Origin of the sequence: Acinetobacter sp. neg1 (assembly GCF_000788125.1) — a bacterium.
In the GTDB taxonomy this organism is placed as follows: Bacteria; Pseudomonadota; Gammaproteobacteria; order Pseudomonadales; family Moraxellaceae; genus Acinetobacter; species Acinetobacter vivianii.
This window is the reverse complement of the sequence record NZ_JSZD01000007.1, coordinates 39,943-57,568: the sequence shown is the minus strand read 5'-3', so window position 1 is coordinate 57,568 and position 17,626 is coordinate 39,943. Positions and strand designations below refer to the sequence as shown.

Genomic DNA, 17,626 nt, shown 5'->3' with positions numbered 1-17,626 from the left:
AATTGCTGGCATTTTTTATCGCGTTAAAATCTGATATACCTATCAGCCTTAATGCTGAACAATTTGAATTTTTGGAAACTGAAAACCTCGGCAAGATTGCTCTGCCCGCCATGCGATAGTCACCACAATTTTCTGGTTCAGGATAAAGTTCTGATACGCAAAAGTTCCAATCAATGGATGTGAGCACATGCCGCCCTGATTTGAGGGATGAACCTGCGTATTCAAGCTATTCAGATCCAGACGAATCCCTAAACCTGAGGCTTTTAAAATCGCTTCTTTGGTGGTCCAGACTTTAAACCAATATTCCAGATCCTGATCTTGCTGTTGCCAAATCTGGTATTCCTCGGGATGAAATGCATGCTGCGCCAAAGCATCGTAACGGACTTTTCGATCTAGCTCCTCAACATCAATACCGATATCTTGAACACGCTCACTCATTGCCAACGCATAATATTGCTGACTATGCGAATGATTAAAATGTAAGGAATGAGAGCTTAAAAAAGGTTTGCCATGCTCGTGTTTGGCAAAAATCAATTTATCTATGCAGCAATCCAGTTGATGGGAAAGCAACTGATTACGTCGGGCCTGAATCTGCTGTTTTTTATAATGATTAAAGCTTCTTAAATCAGCAAAATCTGTTTTATTCTTTTCAAGCAGTTGAGCCAATGCCTGAACATGGATTTCAATTTCACGTGTCGTCATTGGCTTAACCTGATCTTATCAATACTTAAAATTTAACAAGATCGCCTTTGAGCGCAACACTCGCTACCGCCATGCCTTTATAGCATTGATAGGTGGTTGAGCTTTGTGCTTCATTCTTTTTAAAATAGCTCACAATATTCGTCACAGCATTGGCGCCACGTGCTTTCGCAGCTTTGTCTAACTGTATCAATGCAGAACGAAGTACCCAGTCACATGACTTTTCAGCCGACTTGCCAAAACCATTGGTCTTCTGATTGGTCACGATATCTTGTTCTAACACCTTGCCACCAGCTTTATTTCCTTTCAGATAGAACTTTACGCTCCCGTCTAAAGTACCATCAGCAACTGCACGATCCACAGCAGCTTTAAAATCAAAATTATGTACAGTATCGGCAGCTTGAACAGATGCAGCAAAACCTGTGCTTAAAATTGTTGCTAGAAATAATTGTTTCATTGACATTATTATGCCCCTCGTTATGTTACACGTTTAAAAATCAGTGACGTATTAATACCACCAAAAGCAAAGTTATTGCTCATCATTATATTGATATCACTCGTTCTTACCTGCTGAGTAATATAATCCAGATCACCGCATTGTGGATCGATTTCATCCAGATTCAGGGTTGGAATCAATTGTCCGCGCTGCATCATTTCAATTCCTAACCATGCCTCGATTGCACCGCAAGCACCTAAAGTATGTCCAAAATAGCTTTTTAAGGAACTAATCGGTTTACGTCCTAATATTCGTGCAGTGGCCTGACTTTCTGCAATATCACCCTGATCGGTAGAAGTTCCATGTGCATTGACATAATCAATCTGGCTGGCATCCAGCTTGGCATCTTTAAGCGCCATTTGCATGCATTGTCCCATTCTTTCAGTATCAGGTCTGGTGACATGCTGTCCATCGGTATTGCTTGCATAGCCAATAATTTCAGCATAGATCGTGGCACCACGCTGCTTGGCATGTTCATATTCTTCAAGAATCAGGCTACCCGCACCTTCACCAATCACTAAGCCATCACGTTGTGTATCAAATGGACGGGGTGATTTTTCAGGATGATCATTCATTCCACTGGTGGCCAATAGCACATCAAAAACTGCTGCCCCTGCGGCACTCAGTTCCTCTGCGCCGCCTGCAATCATGACAGTCTGTTTGCCATATTTAATCGCTTCATAAGCCTGACCAATGGCCATTGAGCCTGAGGTACATGCGCTTGAAGTCGGTAAAGTTAATCCTTTTAAACCGAAGTAGACCGTCATATTCACGGCGCTGGTATGGGACATCATCCGGATATAAGTGGTGGCATTGATCTTACTCATATCCTGATCAATCAACATATTACCAAACTCGCGAACGGCATCGACGCTACCTGCCGAAGAACCGAAAGCCACCCCAGCATCGCCACTTTTCAGGATCTCGTGATCAATAAGCCCTGCATCCTGTAATGCATTTTCCGCACTGATCACGGACATAAGTGCAACCCGCCCCATACCACGCGTGACCTTGCGGTTAAAATGCTTGGCAACCTGAAAGCTACTAACAGGTCCCGCCAGCTTGGTTCTTAAATCTGGATATTGCTCCCATTCAGGCATATAGCAAATGCCACTTTTACCTGCATGGAATTGCGCAAAAATTTCATCTGCCGTTTCGCCTAATGAGGTAATACCTGCCATGCCGGTAACCACAACACGCTTCATCAGATCAGTCCTCCATTGACCGAAATTACCTGACGGGTAATATACGATGCCTCATCTGAACATAAGAATTTCACCACACCAGCAACTTCATCGACCTGTCCCATGCGTTGCATTGGAATCATTTTTAAGGCGTGCTCTTTAACTTCTTCAGTGACCATTTCAGTTTCAATCAGGCCTGGTGCAACACAATTCACCGTAATTTTGCGCTTGGCTAATTCCAGAGCTAATGCTTTAGTCGCGCCGATCAGCCCTGCTTTTGCTGCACTATAATTCACTTGTCCACGATTACCCATAATCCCAGATACCGAAGAAAGTGTGACAATACGTCCACCTTTACGCAAATGGATCATCGGCATAATCAAAGGCTTAAGCACATTATAAAACCCATCTAACGAGGTCGAAATAACTTCATCCCAGTCCTGATCGGTTAAAGCTGGAAATGCACCATCATGGGTAAGACCCGCATTCAGCACCACGCCATAGAATGCCCCATGTTGCTCAACATCTTGTTCTAATAGGCTTTTTACCAGTTCCCGTTCATTCACATCAAATAATAAATAATGGCTGTTTTGCCCAAGACTTTGAATTTGCTCGATCACTTTCGCGGCTTCTGCTTCACGCGAACGCGCATGAATGGTGACATCAAAACCCGCTCGAGCCAGTTGCAATGCAATTGCTTTACCAATGCCACGACTTGAGCCTGTCACTAATATTCTTCTATTCATTGTTGTTCCTAAAACGATAAAGTCTGTGTCGATGGATCTGTCGGCTCATAAACACTTAACATGGCACTAATCACCTGCGCATTGCAGTGAATTTCACAAGAAAACTGCCCTAAGCCTTCATGCAGATATTGCTGTTCAACCCGAATTTTTAGTGTCTGCCCAAGTGAAAAATAGGCAAAAGGTAATTGAAGTTTTCGTGTGCCCAACAGGAAGCCGACCTTGGGCGCTTGCTGTAATTGCTGTCCCATCCAGCCAGAATAAGCACTAATGGTCTGTGCCATAATTTCAATGCTTGTCCATGTTGGCAGACCTGCTGCTTCACAGAACATTAACTCAGGACGAATGGTCAGTTCAGCAATCGCATAACCGTCATTGACCTCAACCAGATGATCAATAAAGACCATGGGCTGTTCGTGCGGAATATATTGAATTGCATCCAGTTTCATTTATGTTCCCACACCAAATAATAAGCTGATATTACTGCCCCCAAAGGCAAAAGAGTTACTCAACACATAATGAATATTCCCAGTCTGCTGAGAATCAGTGACATAGTGCTGATCCGCCAGATCAGGATCAATTTCTGTGTGCTGATGTAAGGGCAACCAGTTCTGATCTTTTAATAGCTGAGTACAAATAAAAGCCTCTATTGCACCCGCCGCCCCCAAACAATGCCCTGTCTTATGCTTGGTACTGCTTAATGCCACATGCTGAGCGGAGAAGATTTGCCGAACTGCCTTGATTTCCATTGCATCATTTTGCGGTGTAGCAGTCCCATGCAAATTGATATATCCCACCTGTTCAGGTGCAATCGCGGCACTCTCCAAAGCACGCTGCATCGCTGTTGCAGCCCCTAAACCTTCAGGATGAGGTGCGGAAATATGCCATGCATCCATCGACTCACCCACACCGTAGAGCATGATAGGTGCAGATGCCTTGGTTAGTAAAAATAATGCAGCAGCTTCACCAATATTAATTCCATCACGATTGATACCGCAGGGTTGGCAAATATCAGCAGATAAGCTTTCCAGACTATTAAACCCGTTTAAGGTCAATTGACATAAGCTGTCGACACCACCCACCAGTACCGCATCTGCCAATCCAGCCTGAATTAAACGCTGTCCCGCAGCAAATGCTTTGGCACTCGATGAGCAAGCCGTCGAAATGGTATAGGCAGCGCCCTGCCAGTCTAGATAATGTTGCAGTGCTTTTGCCAGACAGCCCATTTCCTGTGGCTGATGTGAAATTTCAAGCGTTTCATCGCCATTAAAATACTGCTTGAGTAATTTCTCACTGTCAGAAATGCCTGAGGTTGAAGTTCCCATCACAATACTGAGACGTTTTGGATCAATCCCCGCAATCTGCTGTTGGAGCTCAACCTCAATTTTTTGCAGCGCAGTCAAGGCAAAACGTAGATTCCGCGAATCAAATATCTTTAAAGATTCTGGCACGGTTTCAATTAATGCATCTGCATAACGCCCTACCCAAACTGGGCGATCGGCTAAAAATCCTGTTTCCAGTGTCAGGGTATTGTCAGGCGTCGTTAAACGTTCGCGAATGTGCTGAATATCCTGACCTAATGCGGATAACCCGACACTGATAGGGATACCAACCGCTTGCAACGGTGCTTGCTGAGATAAAGAGTGACTCATGGCTGCATCCCTTGCTCAGGTTGATCACTATTTAAGGTATTTTCAATCGGACTTAAAGTCATTCGATAAGGGACTTGCACATTATCCAGCTCAATTGAACTGCCATTTTTCTGGATCTGCAAAATGACTTTCTGCTGAATTAGCACCTGCTGCTGATGCTCGCCATTTTTAACAGTGACACCCGGCTGTCCCAAGGTTGCAAATTCAGGATAAGTTGCAAATAAAATATCCCGAACCACAAACTCAAAAGGAAGTAAGCGCATCTGGTCAATGCGTTGCTGCACCTTGACTTGCTGTCCATCAAACTGGAGCTGAAACAAGGCTTGTCCTGTCAACCCCAAACCCACCAGACTAAGCTGTTGTCCCTGCTGCTGCTGATATAGCAAAAAACTAAAGCTCTTGTCTTTCCACTGCACTTCAACTTGATCTTGTCGTTGATATTGCTGCGCAGGCCAATGACTGCTTTGCAGCCCTTGCGCATGCGGTGTCAGCTGACAGCCCGTAAATAAGAATACACTACAGCACAATAGGCTGACCCAAATCCGTTGCATATTAAACCTCAAAGGCTTTCTCTTGCGCCACGCCATCACGGCAGTACTCAGCCAGAGTACTTAAACGGCGCTTGGCATTTTTATGAATTGGATTATGATCATCCCATGCATATCCAGCCAAAAGTGAGGAAATCATACGGCGAATTCCTTCATTTTGATGCGTGGCAAATACCACATCCTGAAATTCACCTTCATACCACGACTCCACATAAGCACGGAACACCTGAATGCCTTTACGTAAAGGCATTTCATATTCCTGCATCCAGTCCACTGCTTCACCTTGCAACATCCGATCAAGCAAAGGAATCGCCAGACTGGAAGATTTCAGTGCGATGGTTACACCCGAGGAAAATACCGGATCAAGAAACTCTCCCGCATTGCCGAGTAAAGCGTAATTACGCCCTGCCAAATGTTTTACATTGGCGGAGTAACCGACCAAAGTACGCACTGGTGTATCAAATTTTGCTTGCTGCAACACCGCAGATAAAGCGGGATCATCTGCCAGAATGCGTTTCAATAATGCTTCTAGCTCATTTTGTGTCGCATCTTCCACATGATAATGGTCAAAGAAATCCTGTTCTGCCACCACACCAAATGATGCGCGACCATCCGCAAAAGGAATCAGCCAGTACCATGCACGGCGATCTTTTTCATGAACCGTGATCAGAATTTTCTCACGATCGAAATCGGCACGGTCACCAATACCATCTTCAATATGGGTAAATAAGGCACGACGGACAGGAAAATTTGACGGACTTTCTAATTCTAGAAACTTCGGTAAGATGCGCCCGAATCCACTGGCATCCAATAAAAATCTGGCCTGAATTTGATAGTGTTGTTGTGCTTCATCCATCACTGTCAAAACTGGATGTTCGGCCTCAACATCAACTGCAATCACTTCGTGCCCAAAGCGTATATCAGCACCATAATGCTGTGCCTGCTGAGCCAGTAAATGGTCAAAATCAGCACGGCGAACTTGCCACGTTGTACCTGGACCTTCGCTAAATTTCTCAGTGAAATCATAGTAACTTCGTTTCTCACCACATAGAAATGCAGCACCATTTTTAAACTGGAAAGCATGCTCTTCAACATGCGCACGCACCGTTTCCAATAGTCCCGCTTCTTCCAGAAACACCATACATTGTGGCAATAGCGATTCGCCAATTGAAAAGCGTGGAAAATATTGCTTCTCAATCACCGTCACGGCATAGCCTTTTTGACGAAGCAAGGCTGCGGCTGAACTGCCCGAAGGCCCAGCGCCTATAATCACCACATCTGTGTGTTGTAAAGTACTCATCTCATCCCCTAAAACTTAAATCTTCTAATGCTCTTGTAAGTTCACAATATGTTTTTGATCTGCTGGTGTAAGCAATGTCGCATAAATAAATGAAAAAATGACGCCCAATAAAACAGTTAAACCGAAACAATGAATTGCATAGGTATGACTTAATGATAATAAACCAAAGCCCAATAAGGTCGACATCATACACAAAAACAGGGCCATGCCAACGATCTGAGGATGATCATGTCCATGTCGATAGAAAATCGCATAATCCACGCCAATCCCGATAATCAGGAAAGTTCCCATGATACTAAACAGGTTAATTTCCACACCCAACCATGCTTGAATCGCAAACGTCGTCAATAACGCCAAACTGACCGGTAGAACCAGCGGCAGGATTGAACGCTTGCCATAGATGATACCCAACCCGATAGCCAAGCTCAGCAAAGCATAAATCAGTAAGTGCTGGGCTTGCTGGCGATGCTGCGCAAAAGCATGCGAAAGCGTACTGACCGGTTGCTGAAAATCAATATGGGAAGATTCGAGTTGCTGCAATATATCGACCTGTTTCACTCCACTGACCATGACCAGACGTTCAGTTGGATTAGGCTGCAAAAATGCCAATGGATGCTGCTGAAAAACCTGTTGTGTTAATAACGGTTGCTGCTGCAATTGCTGTTGCCACTGCTGTATATCTGCAAACTTTAAACCCATGCTTTCTGCGTAGTTTTTCAGTGCTGTTGCTGGAATTTGCTGCAGCAATTTCACATTTTGCTGTTGCTGAGCGAAGGGTGGAATCCATTGTCCCAAGGCCTGAAAGCTTTCAATCTGGCCTTGCGCCTGCAAGTGTTGCAGTTGCTGGACTAATTTTAACTCCTGCTGTTCAAGCTCCGCAGTTGAGTTAGCCCATACCACAAAATAGTCGCTACTTTGCTGTTGCCCAAATAGAGAACGAATATACTGATCTTCCTGCTTCAGCTTGCTGTCCATGCTTTGCAAATTACGAATATCATCATTCGCTTGCAAAGCAAATAGACTAACGCCACCGATCACCAAAATAGTTAAAATAAAACCATAACGAACTTTTTGATGCTGCTGAAACCATTGTCTTACCTGCCCGATCCAGGCCAGACGGCGAATTGCGGGCTGTGCATTTAAAGGCGGTAAGCGTGGCAATAGCAAGACACTGGTGATCCAGGCCGCAACCAGACCGACAATCGAAAAGACCGCAATTTGTCTAAAGGCAGGAAATGGTGTGAAGCTTAGAAAAATATAAGCCACCACCGTTGTCATTAAGCCCATAAATAAGCTGGGTAACAACGGTGTTAGAATTTTAAAGCCATCCAGCTGACGGTGCTGGGATTGCATCGCCATAAAATAGAAAGAAAAATCGACACAGACCCCGATTAAACTTGCCCCAAACACCAGCGTCATCAGGTGAATTTCCCCAAACACCAAATGGGTCACTGCAAATGCCAGCAAGCTGCCTGTTGATACAGCGATAAATTCAGTGATGAGTGGACGAAATGAACGGAAACCGAACCAGACCAATAAAATTAATCCAAACGTCGAGCCTAACCCAATGGTTGAAATTTCCTGTTTCGCCGACTGCGTGCCGAAATTAGAAAATAAAATGGTTCCAGTCCAATGTGACTTTACCTTGAGCTGTGTAAGCTGCGGTTTGAGCTGTTCAATCCAGCCTGTGACCTGTTCCTGATAATCGATGTTATAAGGACTGTTCTTTAATTCCAACACCAATAAACGGGCTGTTTTCTGCTCATCATGAATCGTGGCGAATCCGTCTTCCAACTCGATATGACTTCCCGCCTGATTTACCACATTTAGCATATAACGTGGAAATAACAGGAATGGATCCTGCTGTAATGAGGTCGCGGTAATCGGCATTCCGACACTCATGAGTTGCATCAAGCTTTGCTCAGTCAGTGCTTCATAATCCTGTTGCTGTAAGACCTGCCGATCTTGCTGACTCAGTAAGCCTGCTCGATGCTGATATAACTGTTTGGAAAATTGTTCTAAATCGAGTTGTGGCTTAAGCGGCTGCCATAAATCACTTTGTTGCAGTTTCTGCTGGAACAGTTGAGTCGCTTGCGCTAAGGCCTGTTGATCCGAGCTCTCTAAAACGACAAAAACTTTCTCATTCAGTTGATCGCTTATATATTTCTGAGTTTGCGCGAGTTCAGGATTTTGCTGTGTTTCAGGCAACAAAGCAAAAATATTGGTCTGGATATGAATATCCTTTTTCAACCATGCCACTGCAAGCGCAAGTCCAACAATGGTTAAAAGAACTAACCAGATGGCAGTAAATTTATTTTGCCAATTGGAAAAGCGCATCTTCAGCAGCCGTGAGTTGGTTCGGTTGAGTATTTTGATTACGGAATAAAATCGTGGTGCTGTTATTGCCCTGTTCCTGAATCACAATTTTATTCACATATTGCTGACCTTGTGCATCTATTCGCACAAACAGCTTTTTAAATAATCCTGATTTAGGTGTTAGAGCAACGTTCCAGCCTGTTGGTCGATAATCTGCTGAAACGACATTAAAATTCTTTGCCAGTGCCTTTTCATCACCCGACATCAACTGTAAAAATAAAGTCGCAACCGAACTATAAGGTGACTGATCAATCTGAATCTGGCTATAGGTTCTCTGTGTTTTCTGGACGAGTTTCTTTTGCGTAACGATCAGATCTGCCTGAACAGGACGCTTAATTTGCCACAGCACGCCATTAGCTTTGGCAAAGGTCAAGGAACCATTAGAAGTAAAGGTTTTATTCAAACTGGCGAGTTTCTTTTGCTGCTCAAAATCAGCACGTACGATGTCACTTTTAGACAGCTGCTTAAAAATCGAAGATACCTGTTCGGTATTAGCAGAAGCAGCCACACTGAAACTGAGCAACAAACTCCAAACAACACTGTGCATTGCTAACCAGTGACGTTTTTGCAGCAGGCGCTGTAAGATATTCGAGAGCAGATTAATCATGATGATGCTCCTTAAATGCATCCCAAGCATTCAAACAGTCCAGTAAAACTTGCGGAGACTGAAAACACATTTCACGATTGGCAATGTTTACCGCAACTTGTGTGGTATAACCCTTGGTTAAGCGGCGTCCAGTTTCTGCATCCAGAATCAAATACTCGATTTTTAAACGATTCTCCCACTCTTTTAAAATGGCACGGACTTTGATTTTCTGTTCAAACTCAATGCCCTGTACATAACGCACATGACTTTCAATCACTGGCCATGCATAGCCTGATGCTCTCATCTGGTTGTAGTTATAATTAAACTGTTCCAGCAACTTACAACGGGCGATTTCAAAATACTTTAAATAATGTCCATGCCAGACCACATTCATGGTATCGACATCATGAAAAGGAATCTCAATGATTACATCTGCCTGCATTGTGTGCTCCTATACCTTTTCCTGAAACTGATTGAACAATTCAAAGTTGTCGAAACGATCAATGATTTGTTGTAATTCAGTTTGTAATGGACGGTCTTCTTCAAGTAATGCAAAACTTTGTAAGGTCCATTCGACAAAGGCTTTTAAACTTGGACTGAGTTGTGAGACCACACCTTTTAAATACACCGCCTGTACGCTGGCACAACATAAAGCCGCCAAAACCTGCTGAGTCAAGGTAATCACACGAGTTGCATCCCGTGCTGCAATGGTGCCCATACTCACTTTATCCTGATTATGGCATTCGGTAGAACGAGAAAAAATAGAGGCCGCTAAAGTATGCTTCAATGCTTCAGCAGTCCAGGCTGACACCCCGATTTGTACGGCTTTAAAACCATGATTTAGTGGCAAGCGGTCTGCAGCAGAGCCTGTCAGATTACGCGGCAATCCATGATTCATTTTATGATCAACCAGTTGTGCAATTTGGCGATCCATTAGATCTGCAATATTGGCAATCATGATCTTTAAACTGTCCATGGCCTGTGCAATATGCCCACCATAGAAGTGTCCACCATGCAGTACCCGTAAGTTCACAGGATCAATCAACGGGTTATCGTTACTTGAATTTAATTCATTTTCAATAAACTGGCGCAACCATGTTTTTGAATCTTCAAACACCCCAATAATATGCGGTGCACAACGTAAGGAATAACGATCCTGCAAACGTGGACTTTGATGTGCTGTTTGTACTTCACTATTCAGCCATTCACGTAGTTGCTGTGCAATCAGCTGCTGCCCCGGATGAGGCTTTTGTGCAAATAGAACTTCATCAAAATGACTTGGATTCCCTTCAAGTGCCAGTACATTTAAGGCCGTAATCAAGGTACTTGCCAATGCCACCTGTTCAGCCTTTTTATAGTTTAAGCAAGCAATCGCCGTCATCACAGCGGTACCATTCATCAGTGCCAACCCTTCTTTCGGGCGCAAGATGAGTGGCTGAATTCCTTTCTCAGCATAGACTTGAGCAATCGGCACAACCTTAGCTTGCGCATAGACATCCCGCTCGCCGACCAAAGCACCAGCAATATAAGATAAAGGGGTCAAATCACCACTTGCGCCGACAGAGCCTTCTGATGGAATCACAGGAATAATATTTTCATTGAGCATCCAGACTAGACGCTCCAGCAAGGCCAAAGAGACACCTGAATAACCACGTGCCAATGAGCAAAGACGTGTGATCACAACCGCACGTGCAGTGATCAAGTCCAGATTTTCACCCAAACCACAGCCATGAAAACGAGACAAATGCAAAGGCAGTTCATTGACTTGATGCATGGGAATTTCAACCAGACAGGAATCGCCATAACCCGTGGTTACACCATAAATCACGCCTTCATCAAGCAAGAGTTGATCTAAAAAGTCAGCCCCGCGCTGAATCAATTCACGCCAAGCCGTTGACGTAGGTAAAGCCACTTGCATCTCTTGGCGGGCAACAGCCACCACATCTTCGATACTCAGCGCTTGTTCCCCTACAATCAGAACAGGCTTGACCCTTGCTTCAATTTGACTTGCATTCACGTTATTTTGTCCAAAACTGATAAAAATTAAACCATTGATACGGTGCACGTAAGCAATGCTGTTCTAATACGGTGACATAGGATTGTGTGATGTGTTGCATGCTGCTTAAACGGGTTTTACGCGGTAAATCGACCTGTTCAGCAATCAAATGAATATGCACCTGAAAGTTTTGCTGGGCACGATAACAAAACACAGCCAGCACAGGCACTTTAAGTAAATTTGCCAGAATCCATGCACCTTGAGGTAAAGCTGCCGCTTGCCCTAGAAATTGTACAGTTTGCACACGATCTGATTGCACAGGGACACGATCTGCGGCCACGATCACCCACTCACCTTGCTGCATTTTTTCCTGCAACAATATGGCAGTTTCAATTCCCAATTCATCGACAGAAATTAAATTCACATCGGCTTTATCATTAATTTTTTTTAAAAACTGGTTAAATTGAGACGCGTGTTTTTGATAGACCAGCACGTTAATTTTTTGTGGATGTTCAGACTTTATCGCACGCAACAATTCAATATTGCCAAAATGCGACACCACAATAATCGTACCTTTCTGATAATGCTGCTGAAAATGCTCATGCCCAAATAACTGTAATTTTTGTTCAGGAATATGACCTAACCAGCCTTCAATTTTATCTAAAATGCATTCGCCGAATTGCATAAAATGCGTATAGCTGTTGGTCCAGTTCGGGATCGCTTCAAACGGTGATTGTGTGCCTGCAAACTGGTGCAAACGTTGTAAATATTGCAGCGATGCCTTGCGCGCAGTCACGGCAAATAGCCAATACCACATGATAATAAAGTACAGCACGACACGGCATAACCAGCGCCCGCCACAACGATAAAAACCAAGCATCAGCATCAAGGGTAAAAGCCCGCCACGCTCTTTAATATCGTGCCAAGTGCGATCTGTTCTGTGCTGTACCATAGAATCAGTCAGCCTTGATCTTATGCCAGACTAATTTAGGCAAACGAATCAGCATGCCAGCAAATAGCCTTGCATGGGCTTTGCTTAAACCGAGATTATCCCGCCACACATTAAAATGAGAAATGCCATGTTCAGGATAAATCACCTTGGTCGGCACATTTACAAACTGGATATTTTCCCACTTTAACCGTACCAGAATCTCACTATCAAAGCCCATTCGCGGCTGGAATCGAGCTGTGTTCAGGACTGGTATTGTTTGCGCCAATGGATAGATGCGGAAACCGCACATACTGTCTTTAATCTCAAAAGACAGGCTATTCAACCAGACCCAAAAGTGTGTGACATAACGACCATAGAGGCGCTTTTTAGGTACAGAAGCATCAAAAAAAGGTTGCCCAATTACCATCGCCTGTGGATGCTGTTGCGATAACGCAATAAATTTCGCCACATCGTCCCAACAATGCTGACCATCTGCATCGATCTGCAATACATGGCTCATGCCCTGTTGTGCTGCATGTTGCAGGCCCGTGATCACGGCTTGGCCTTTGCCTAAATTTTCTGGATGCTCAACCAAATCGACCAAAGCATTGTGTTGTGCCAGTTGATGCAGAATCGCTGTACAAGCAGCATCACTGCCATCATTGACCAAGATGATCGGATACTGGAATTGGGATAAATGCTGCACCAGATCAGCCAGATAATGCGGATGATTATAAACAGGAATCACAATGCTATATGTCAACATAACCAGCCCCTACACCTCATCAACGGCAAACGAAAGACGGCCAGAAGCTAGAGTCTGTTCTGCGGCAGTCATTTCAAAGCTAATTTTATGCTGTTTTCGCGTTAATTTTAATTGTATCACCGCATAAGGACGTATCAGATTCTGGAACTTAATCTGCTCCAAGCCCTGACACTCATTTAAGTCAGACCAGCTATTCTTGGCAAACTGTTGAATAAAACTGATCTGCCCAACGCCAGGATAAATCGGTTGATTCGGAAAATGTCCTTTAAAGCATTCCAGTTCAGGAGGAAACTCGAGTAAAAGATATTGCTCATCCTGCACCTGCCACTGTGATAAAACCACGGGTTGTAGCATTGGTGCAAAGAGCGCTTTTAAATAGTTTTTATCCCGTTTTGACTGCGCATTTTGTGGAATCTGACTGAGGAAACGCCATTGTCTTGGAATCGCAATGGTTTCAAGCTGAAACTGGAGCTGCTGCTTTAGCTTCTTCACAAATGTAGCTTTACCCAGTTCAATCAGTTGCTGCTGAGCCGCTGATGTAAGCACCACAATGCACGCCAGAATTTGGCGATTCTGATGTTCCGTCACCAAGGCATGGCTTTGTTCAACCTCAACCAAAGTATTGATCTGCTGTTCAATGGCATCCAGACTTAAACGCTTTTCTTCGAGCTTGATAATCCGATCGAGTCGTCCCAATAGTTTAAATTGCTTCAGATTGATATCGATCCATTCAGCAGCATCCCCAGTGATGATCCAGCCAGACTCACCCGCATGGTTACTTTGCACCATAAGCTGCGTAGTTGCTGAAATCTGAATCTCAACATTATCAAATGCTGTCCAAGCGGCCTCATCCTGATGACGGTGTGCGATGCCCCCCGTTTCAGAGCTACCCAGAACTTCCACAATCGGTACATTCAGATGCGGACGAATACCTGCATCCAGTTTTCCACCTGAACTAAAGGTCATTTCACAATGTTTTAAGGCTAAATCCTGACTCCAACGTTTTAATAGCGCAGGACTTGAGATCACATAATTCGTCCAACCCGCTTGAGCTAAACGCTGTTGTGCTTGAATAACATCTTCTGGGAAAGCCAGTTGTGTATTGAAAAAAGGACGACCCATTGCCAACGGTAAAAGCAACTTAAACAATAATCCATAGATATGCTGGTGGCTAACCGTCGCAATCGCAGCACTTTTTTCATTGAGCTGGAAACTGCTGGCCAAGCCTGAAACTTCATTTAAAAGCTGCTTTAAGGTCCGTTCAATCTTTTTCGGTTCCCCTGTTGAGCCAGAGGTAAAAAACATTACTTCCGCCTGATCGAGGAATTCATCCTGTTGCAATCTGATCAGGTTCGCTTCATGTTCACTGCGCTTTAAAGATGCATGAACAGGTTGACGTTCAAGAAAATGGATACCTTGCTGTAAAAATTGTTGCTCTAAATCACGCACTCGATGCGGCGGTAAAATAATTTTTTTGTTCGCGAGCAAGCCTGCAAAAAACAAGACACTAAATTGATAACTGTCCTGCTCCCATAACGCCCAGATCTGTTGAGGTAAATTTTGAATAGCCGCTGTCTGTTCAGCAACATCTTGCCAAAAGTCCGCATAAGAAATGGTTTTAAATTCAGCGCTAATACAAAACGTTTTTGCTGAATCGGTATCGTTATAAAAGAAGATAGGCATAGTATTTTAAGATGTTGTTTGATTTAAACGTTGATGTCTTTTGCGCAAGATAAACTCACCCAATAATAAAATTCCCATCAAAACGTAAGAGATAAAACCATTATAGATTACCCAAAACTTCATTGGCGCAAAGCATGTTGCCAATGCAATCAGGGCATTGATACTGAAAAATATACACCAGACCACAGTCACTTTACGTGTCCACTGTACCCCCGATGCAGGTAAATCAGGTTCCATCAGACGGGCAAAACGCTCAATCATGGAAGGTGGCTTATATAATGTCAGGGCAAAGATAAGTAAAGCGCCCAAACTCATTCCAACAGGATAAAGCTTAAGCCAGGCATGATCTTTTAAAATCAGACTCAAACTACCACAAATAATGGCCAGTCCAGTCAAAGGTAACATCAAGTCTTTTTTCGCACTGACTAAACGAAGTATACCCAGAACGACAAGTAAACCGCTGACCCAGAGAAACTGACCATGCGATAGACTCCATCCGACAATAAAGGGGTATAACACAAAAAATGTGATCACGCCCCCTCTGAACAGATGTTTCATTCAGCCGTCATATTCTGAATGACAACAACCACATCTTGTACTGTTCTAACGGCTTTAAAGTCTTCTGGCTTCACCTGCTTGCCAGTCAGTTCTTTAATTTTCACCACTAAATCCACAGCATCAATACTGTCGACGTCGAGATCTTCATATAAATTTGAATCAAGCTGAATATCGTCAGGCTCAATTTCAAATAAATCCTGCATCCATTCTCTTAATTTTGCCAGCACCTGTTCTTGAGTTAACATCGATCTACTCCTTAAACTGCTTGCTGTGCTTCAACCAAAGCCACCAGACTTTGAACTGATTTAAAATGTTGTTTGGTCTCATCAGACTCGGCATTCAAATGAATGTTGTAACGCTTTTTCAATGCCAAGCCCAATTCTAGAGCATCAATTGAGTCTAAACCTAACCCCTCACCAAAAAGTGGAGCGTCGGTTTCAATATCACTGATGCTAATATCCTCAAGTGCGAGAACATCAATAATCATTTGCTTTAATTCATCAGCAAGATTGCTCATTTTTAGATAACTCATCATTAAAAATTTGATAAAACTGTTGATTCAACTGACGTACCTGCTTAGGGCTAACGTCTGAATCCGCTAATAGGTCTTTGACCTCAATTGCATCGAGCACCTTAATCTCAATATGAAAAGGTTGCGCAGGCACATGATACCATTTTTCATTTTTGGTTAAGGTCGATGGTGTACAACGTATCAACACTGGACGCACTGGCACATTGGCACGGATGGCAATATTTGCAGCACCACGTTGAAACTCATTCAGAGATTCGCCTTTTTCTGTGCGGGTTCCTTCAGGAAAGATCAACAATGAAGCCGCGCCCTGCTCTTTTAAACGCACCACGCAATCCTCAATAAACTGCTGTGAACCTGCATTTAAAATATAACCTGCGCTACGAACTGGCCCACGCGTAAAGGGATTTGACCATAATGATTGCTTAACCACACAATTGGCTTGTTGCATCAGACCAATCATCACCACCACATCAATCAAGGTGGGATGATTGGCAATCACCAGTTCTTGGCGGCTATTTTGTAATTTTTCCAGCCCTTCTACCGAATAGGTCATGACGCCTAACTTGACCATCATTTCGGTAAAGCCTTTAAAGCTATAACGAATCACTTGCTGCGCACGTTGCTGGCGGATTTGTGGATCACGGCTGGTCAAATGAACCAGAGGCGCAACCAATGTTGCAATGCCGATACCGCCTGCACCAAAACTTGCAAAGCTAAATCCTGTAGCGGCAACACGCCAAAAATAATTGGTTTTTTGTTTAATCTGCTTGAGCTTTAACATTTTTTCCATCTCACTACAGACGGTTTTTCTTCTACAGATTGCCAAAATTGGTAAAAAGCCAAACTTTCCATGTGCTCTGAACCAGATAATGCCAGAATCTCTAAATTAGGCTCTTCCAGACTCACAACCGTTGCCAACGAAAATGCTGGAAAATCAGATGCATCACTGTAGAGATCAGGTAAAGCTTGATCATAAGCCACCACCAAAACACGCTTTACTGTGGTGCTGGATTTTAAAATGGCATAGGCTTCGATCAAGGCTTCGGTCCATTCACAACTCAGGCTTGTAGAAGGTGTATCGTCCTGACACAAAATCGAATATAAGCCTGCAATCGCATTATGGACAGAGGTTGAAAATTGTGTAGGTGATGGTGTTTGTTCTTGTAATACATCTTTTAGAATATCTAAAGTTTTTTGCTCATCCCCGTATTTTGAAACCCAGACGATATAATCTGCATGCTTGCCTGCCAAAGCGGTTAATGCGCCATGGAGAGCCATTTTTGCCAATGGAGATAAACGGCGACGTTGCATTGCAGGAATAGCCTCTAGCGCAGCATAGTTTTGCTGTGCATAGGTAAGCTGAGGCTGCGTTAGATGTAATTTAAACATGCAATGCACAATCCAATCTGGTTTAAAAAATAGACAATTTAAGGAAATTTTGCGGTGGCATTATAGCACTAGCACGAAATTTAACAAAAAATTTATTTTCATTATATTTCAACAGCTTACACTAAAATACTTATTGTCAATTTTCTCTAAAGTCTAGCTAAACAAAAAACTAGATTATTAATATTTA

20 protein-coding genes are annotated in these 17,626 nt (G+C 43.5%); all 20 read right to left on the bottom strand.

Translation table 11 applies throughout. The features are described 5' to 3' along the window. Positions 1–48 precede the first annotated feature (48 nt). From PJ15_RS07060 to PJ15_RS06965, 20 genes are read right to left on the bottom strand one after another with little or no spacing between them, the layout of a single operon-like run. Positions 49–702 (bottom strand): 4'-phosphopantetheinyl transferase family protein, encoded by a 654-nt coding sequence (locus PJ15_RS07060; protein ID WP_047429290.1) that lies wholly within the window; start codon positions 700–702, stop codon positions 49–51. Positions 703–727: 25 nt separating this feature from the next. Further along, the gene (locus PJ15_RS07055) at positions 728–1,162 is read right to left on the bottom strand and encodes a hypothetical protein (protein WP_004775590.1); all 435 of its coding nucleotides are present in this window, start codon (positions 1,160–1,162) and stop codon (positions 728–730) included. A 14-nt stretch (positions 1,163–1,176) separates the two neighbouring features. Then, on the bottom strand, positions 1,177–2,400 hold the full coding sequence (locus PJ15_RS07050; RefSeq protein WP_047429288.1) for a beta-ketoacyl-ACP synthase: 1,224 nt from the start codon (positions 2,398–2,400) through the stop codon (positions 1,177–1,179). Continuing rightward, complete coding sequence (locus tag PJ15_RS07045) at positions 2,400–3,125, bottom strand: 3-ketoacyl-ACP reductase FabG2 (RefSeq protein ID WP_047429287.1); 726 nt, start codon at positions 3,123–3,125, stop codon at positions 2,400–2,402. The genes PJ15_RS07050 and PJ15_RS07045 overlap by 1 nt, the downstream gene beginning before the upstream one ends. 8 nt (positions 3,126–3,133) lie before the next feature. Continuing rightward, positions 3,134–3,571: a 3-hydroxylacyl-ACP dehydratase gene (locus PJ15_RS07040; protein ID WP_047429285.1), complete on the bottom strand. Its 438-nt coding sequence runs from the start codon at positions 3,569–3,571 to the stop codon at positions 3,134–3,136. Next, on the bottom strand, positions 3,572–4,774 hold the full coding sequence (locus PJ15_RS07035) for a beta-ketoacyl-[acyl-carrier-protein] synthase family protein (protein ID WP_047429284.1): 1,203 nt from the start codon (positions 4,772–4,774) through the stop codon (positions 3,572–3,574). Further along, positions 4,771–5,325: a DUF3261 domain-containing protein gene (locus tag PJ15_RS07030; protein ID WP_047429282.1), complete on the bottom strand. Its 555-nt coding sequence runs from the start codon at positions 5,323–5,325 to the stop codon at positions 4,771–4,773. The genes PJ15_RS07035 and PJ15_RS07030 overlap by 4 nt, the downstream gene beginning before the upstream one ends. Position 5,326: 1 nt before the next feature. Then, positions 5,327–6,622 carry an NAD(P)/FAD-dependent oxidoreductase gene (locus PJ15_RS07025; protein ID WP_047429279.1) on the bottom strand — a complete coding sequence of 432 codons (1,296 nt, stop codon included), beginning with the start codon at positions 6,620–6,622 and terminating at the stop codon, positions 5,327–5,329. A gap of 24 nt (positions 6,623–6,646) precedes the next feature. Beyond that, entirely contained in the window at positions 6,647–8,959 is a 2,313-nt protein-coding gene (locus PJ15_RS07020) for an MMPL family transporter (protein ID WP_047429278.1), read from the bottom strand. Continuing rightward, entirely contained in the window at positions 8,934–9,605 is a 672-nt protein-coding gene (locus PJ15_RS07015; RefSeq protein WP_047429276.1) for a LolA family protein, read from the bottom strand. The genes PJ15_RS07020 and PJ15_RS07015 overlap by 26 nt, the downstream gene beginning before the upstream one ends. Next, positions 9,598–10,026: an acyl-CoA thioesterase gene (locus PJ15_RS07010; RefSeq protein ID WP_004775601.1), complete on the bottom strand. Its 429-nt coding sequence runs from the start codon at positions 10,024–10,026 to the stop codon at positions 9,598–9,600. Before PJ15_RS07010 ends, PJ15_RS07015 begins: the two co-directional genes overlap by 8 nt. A 9-nt stretch (positions 10,027–10,035) precedes the next feature. Then, entirely contained in the window at positions 10,036–11,601 is a 1,566-nt protein-coding gene (locus tag PJ15_RS07005; RefSeq protein WP_052138576.1) for an HAL/PAL/TAL family ammonia-lyase, read from the bottom strand. Between the two features lies 1 nt (position 11,602). After that, positions 11,603–12,532: an acyltransferase gene (locus tag PJ15_RS07000; protein WP_047429274.1), complete on the bottom strand. Its 930-nt coding sequence runs from the start codon at positions 12,530–12,532 to the stop codon at positions 11,603–11,605. 4 nt (positions 12,533–12,536) lie between these two features. Next, positions 12,537–13,277 (bottom strand): glycosyltransferase family 2 protein, encoded by a 741-nt coding sequence (locus PJ15_RS06995; protein WP_047429272.1) that lies wholly within the window; start codon positions 13,275–13,277, stop codon positions 12,537–12,539. Positions 13,278–13,286: 9 nt separating this feature from the next. Further along, a complete protein-coding gene (locus tag PJ15_RS06990) occupies positions 13,287–14,960 on the bottom strand; it encodes an AMP-binding protein (protein ID WP_047429270.1) in 1,674 nt (557 codons plus the stop codon). 6 nt (positions 14,961–14,966) lie between these two features. Continuing rightward, entirely contained in the window at positions 14,967–15,518 is a 552-nt protein-coding gene (locus PJ15_RS06985; RefSeq protein WP_047429268.1) for a septation protein IspZ, read from the bottom strand. After that, positions 15,515–15,763 (bottom strand): acyl carrier protein, encoded by a 249-nt coding sequence (locus PJ15_RS06980; RefSeq protein WP_005193178.1) that lies wholly within the window; start codon positions 15,761–15,763, stop codon positions 15,515–15,517. Before PJ15_RS06980 ends, PJ15_RS06985 begins: the two co-directional genes overlap by 4 nt. An 11-nt stretch (positions 15,764–15,774) precedes the next feature. Beyond that, positions 15,775–16,035 (bottom strand): phosphopantetheine-binding protein, encoded by a 261-nt coding sequence (locus tag PJ15_RS06975; protein ID WP_004775609.1) that lies wholly within the window; start codon positions 16,033–16,035, stop codon positions 15,775–15,777. After that, a complete protein-coding gene (locus PJ15_RS06970; protein ID WP_155766452.1) occupies positions 16,019–16,840 on the bottom strand; it encodes a lysophospholipid acyltransferase family protein in 822 nt (273 codons plus the stop codon). Before PJ15_RS06970 ends, PJ15_RS06975 begins: the two co-directional genes overlap by 17 nt. Then, positions 16,825–17,439: a beta-ketoacyl synthase chain length factor gene (locus tag PJ15_RS06965; RefSeq protein ID WP_047429265.1), complete on the bottom strand. Its 615-nt coding sequence runs from the start codon at positions 17,437–17,439 to the stop codon at positions 16,825–16,827. Before PJ15_RS06965 ends, PJ15_RS06970 begins: the two co-directional genes overlap by 16 nt. Between the last annotated feature and the right edge of the window lie 187 nt (positions 17,440–17,626).

What these genes read in the sequence shown, in the direction of transcription:
- PJ15_RS07060 (WP_047429290.1), bottom strand. Translation starts at nt 702, where the DNA reads ATGACGACACGTGAAATTGAAATCCATGTTCAGGCATTGGCTCAACTG.
- PJ15_RS07055 (WP_004775590.1), bottom strand. Translation starts at nt 1,162, where the DNA reads ATGTCAATGAAACAATTATTTCTAGCAACAATTTTAAGCACAGGTTTT.
- PJ15_RS07050 (WP_047429288.1), bottom strand. Translation starts at nt 2,400, where the DNA reads ATGAAGCGTGTTGTGGTTACCGGCATGGCAGGTATTACCTCATTAGGC.
- PJ15_RS07045 (WP_047429287.1), bottom strand. Translation starts at nt 3,125, where the DNA reads ATGAATAGAAGAATATTAGTGACAGGCTCAAGTCGTGGCATTGGTAAA.
- PJ15_RS07040 (WP_047429285.1), bottom strand. Translation starts at nt 3,571, where the DNA reads ATGAAACTGGATGCAATTCAATATATTCCGCACGAACAGCCCATGGTC.
- PJ15_RS07035 (WP_047429284.1), bottom strand. Translation starts at nt 4,774, where the DNA reads ATGAGTCACTCTTTATCTCAGCAAGCACCGTTGCAAGCGGTTGGTATC.
- PJ15_RS07030 (WP_047429282.1), bottom strand. Translation starts at nt 5,325, where the DNA reads ATGCAACGGATTTGGGTCAGCCTATTGTGCTGTAGTGTATTCTTATTT.
- PJ15_RS07025 (WP_047429279.1), bottom strand. Translation starts at nt 6,622, where the DNA reads ATGAGTACTTTACAACACACAGATGTGGTGATTATAGGCGCTGGGCCT.
- PJ15_RS07020 (WP_047429278.1), bottom strand. Translation starts at nt 8,959, where the DNA reads ATGCGCTTTTCCAATTGGCAAAATAAATTTACTGCCATCTGGTTAGTT.
- PJ15_RS07015 (WP_047429276.1), bottom strand. Translation starts at nt 9,605, where the DNA reads ATGATTAATCTGCTCTCGAATATCTTACAGCGCCTGCTGCAAAAACGT.
- PJ15_RS07010 (WP_004775601.1), bottom strand. Translation starts at nt 10,026, where the DNA reads ATGCAGGCAGATGTAATCATTGAGATTCCTTTTCATGATGTCGATACC.
- PJ15_RS07000 (WP_047429274.1), bottom strand. Translation starts at nt 12,532, where the DNA reads ATGGTACAGCACAGAACAGATCGCACTTGGCACGATATTAAAGAGCGT.
- PJ15_RS06995 (WP_047429272.1), bottom strand. Translation starts at nt 13,277, where the DNA reads ATGTTGACATATAGCATTGTGATTCCTGTTTATAATCATCCGCATTAT.
- PJ15_RS06990 (WP_047429270.1), bottom strand. Translation starts at nt 14,960, where the DNA reads ATGCCTATCTTCTTTTATAACGATACCGATTCAGCAAAAACGTTTTGT.
- PJ15_RS06985 (WP_047429268.1), bottom strand. Translation starts at nt 15,518, where the DNA reads ATGAAACATCTGTTCAGAGGGGGCGTGATCACATTTTTTGTGTTATAC.
- PJ15_RS06980 (WP_005193178.1), bottom strand. Translation starts at nt 15,763, where the DNA reads ATGTTAACTCAAGAACAGGTGCTGGCAAAATTAAGAGAATGGATGCAG.
- PJ15_RS06975 (WP_004775609.1), bottom strand. Translation starts at nt 16,035, where the DNA reads ATGAGCAATCTTGCTGATGAATTAAAGCAAATGATTATTGATGTTCTC.
- PJ15_RS06970 (WP_155766452.1), bottom strand. Translation starts at nt 16,840, where the DNA reads ATGGAAAAAATGTTAAAGCTCAAGCAGATTAAACAAAAAACCAATTAT.
- PJ15_RS06965 (WP_047429265.1), bottom strand. Translation starts at nt 17,439, where the DNA reads ATGTTTAAATTACATCTAACGCAGCCTCAGCTTACCTATGCACAGCAA.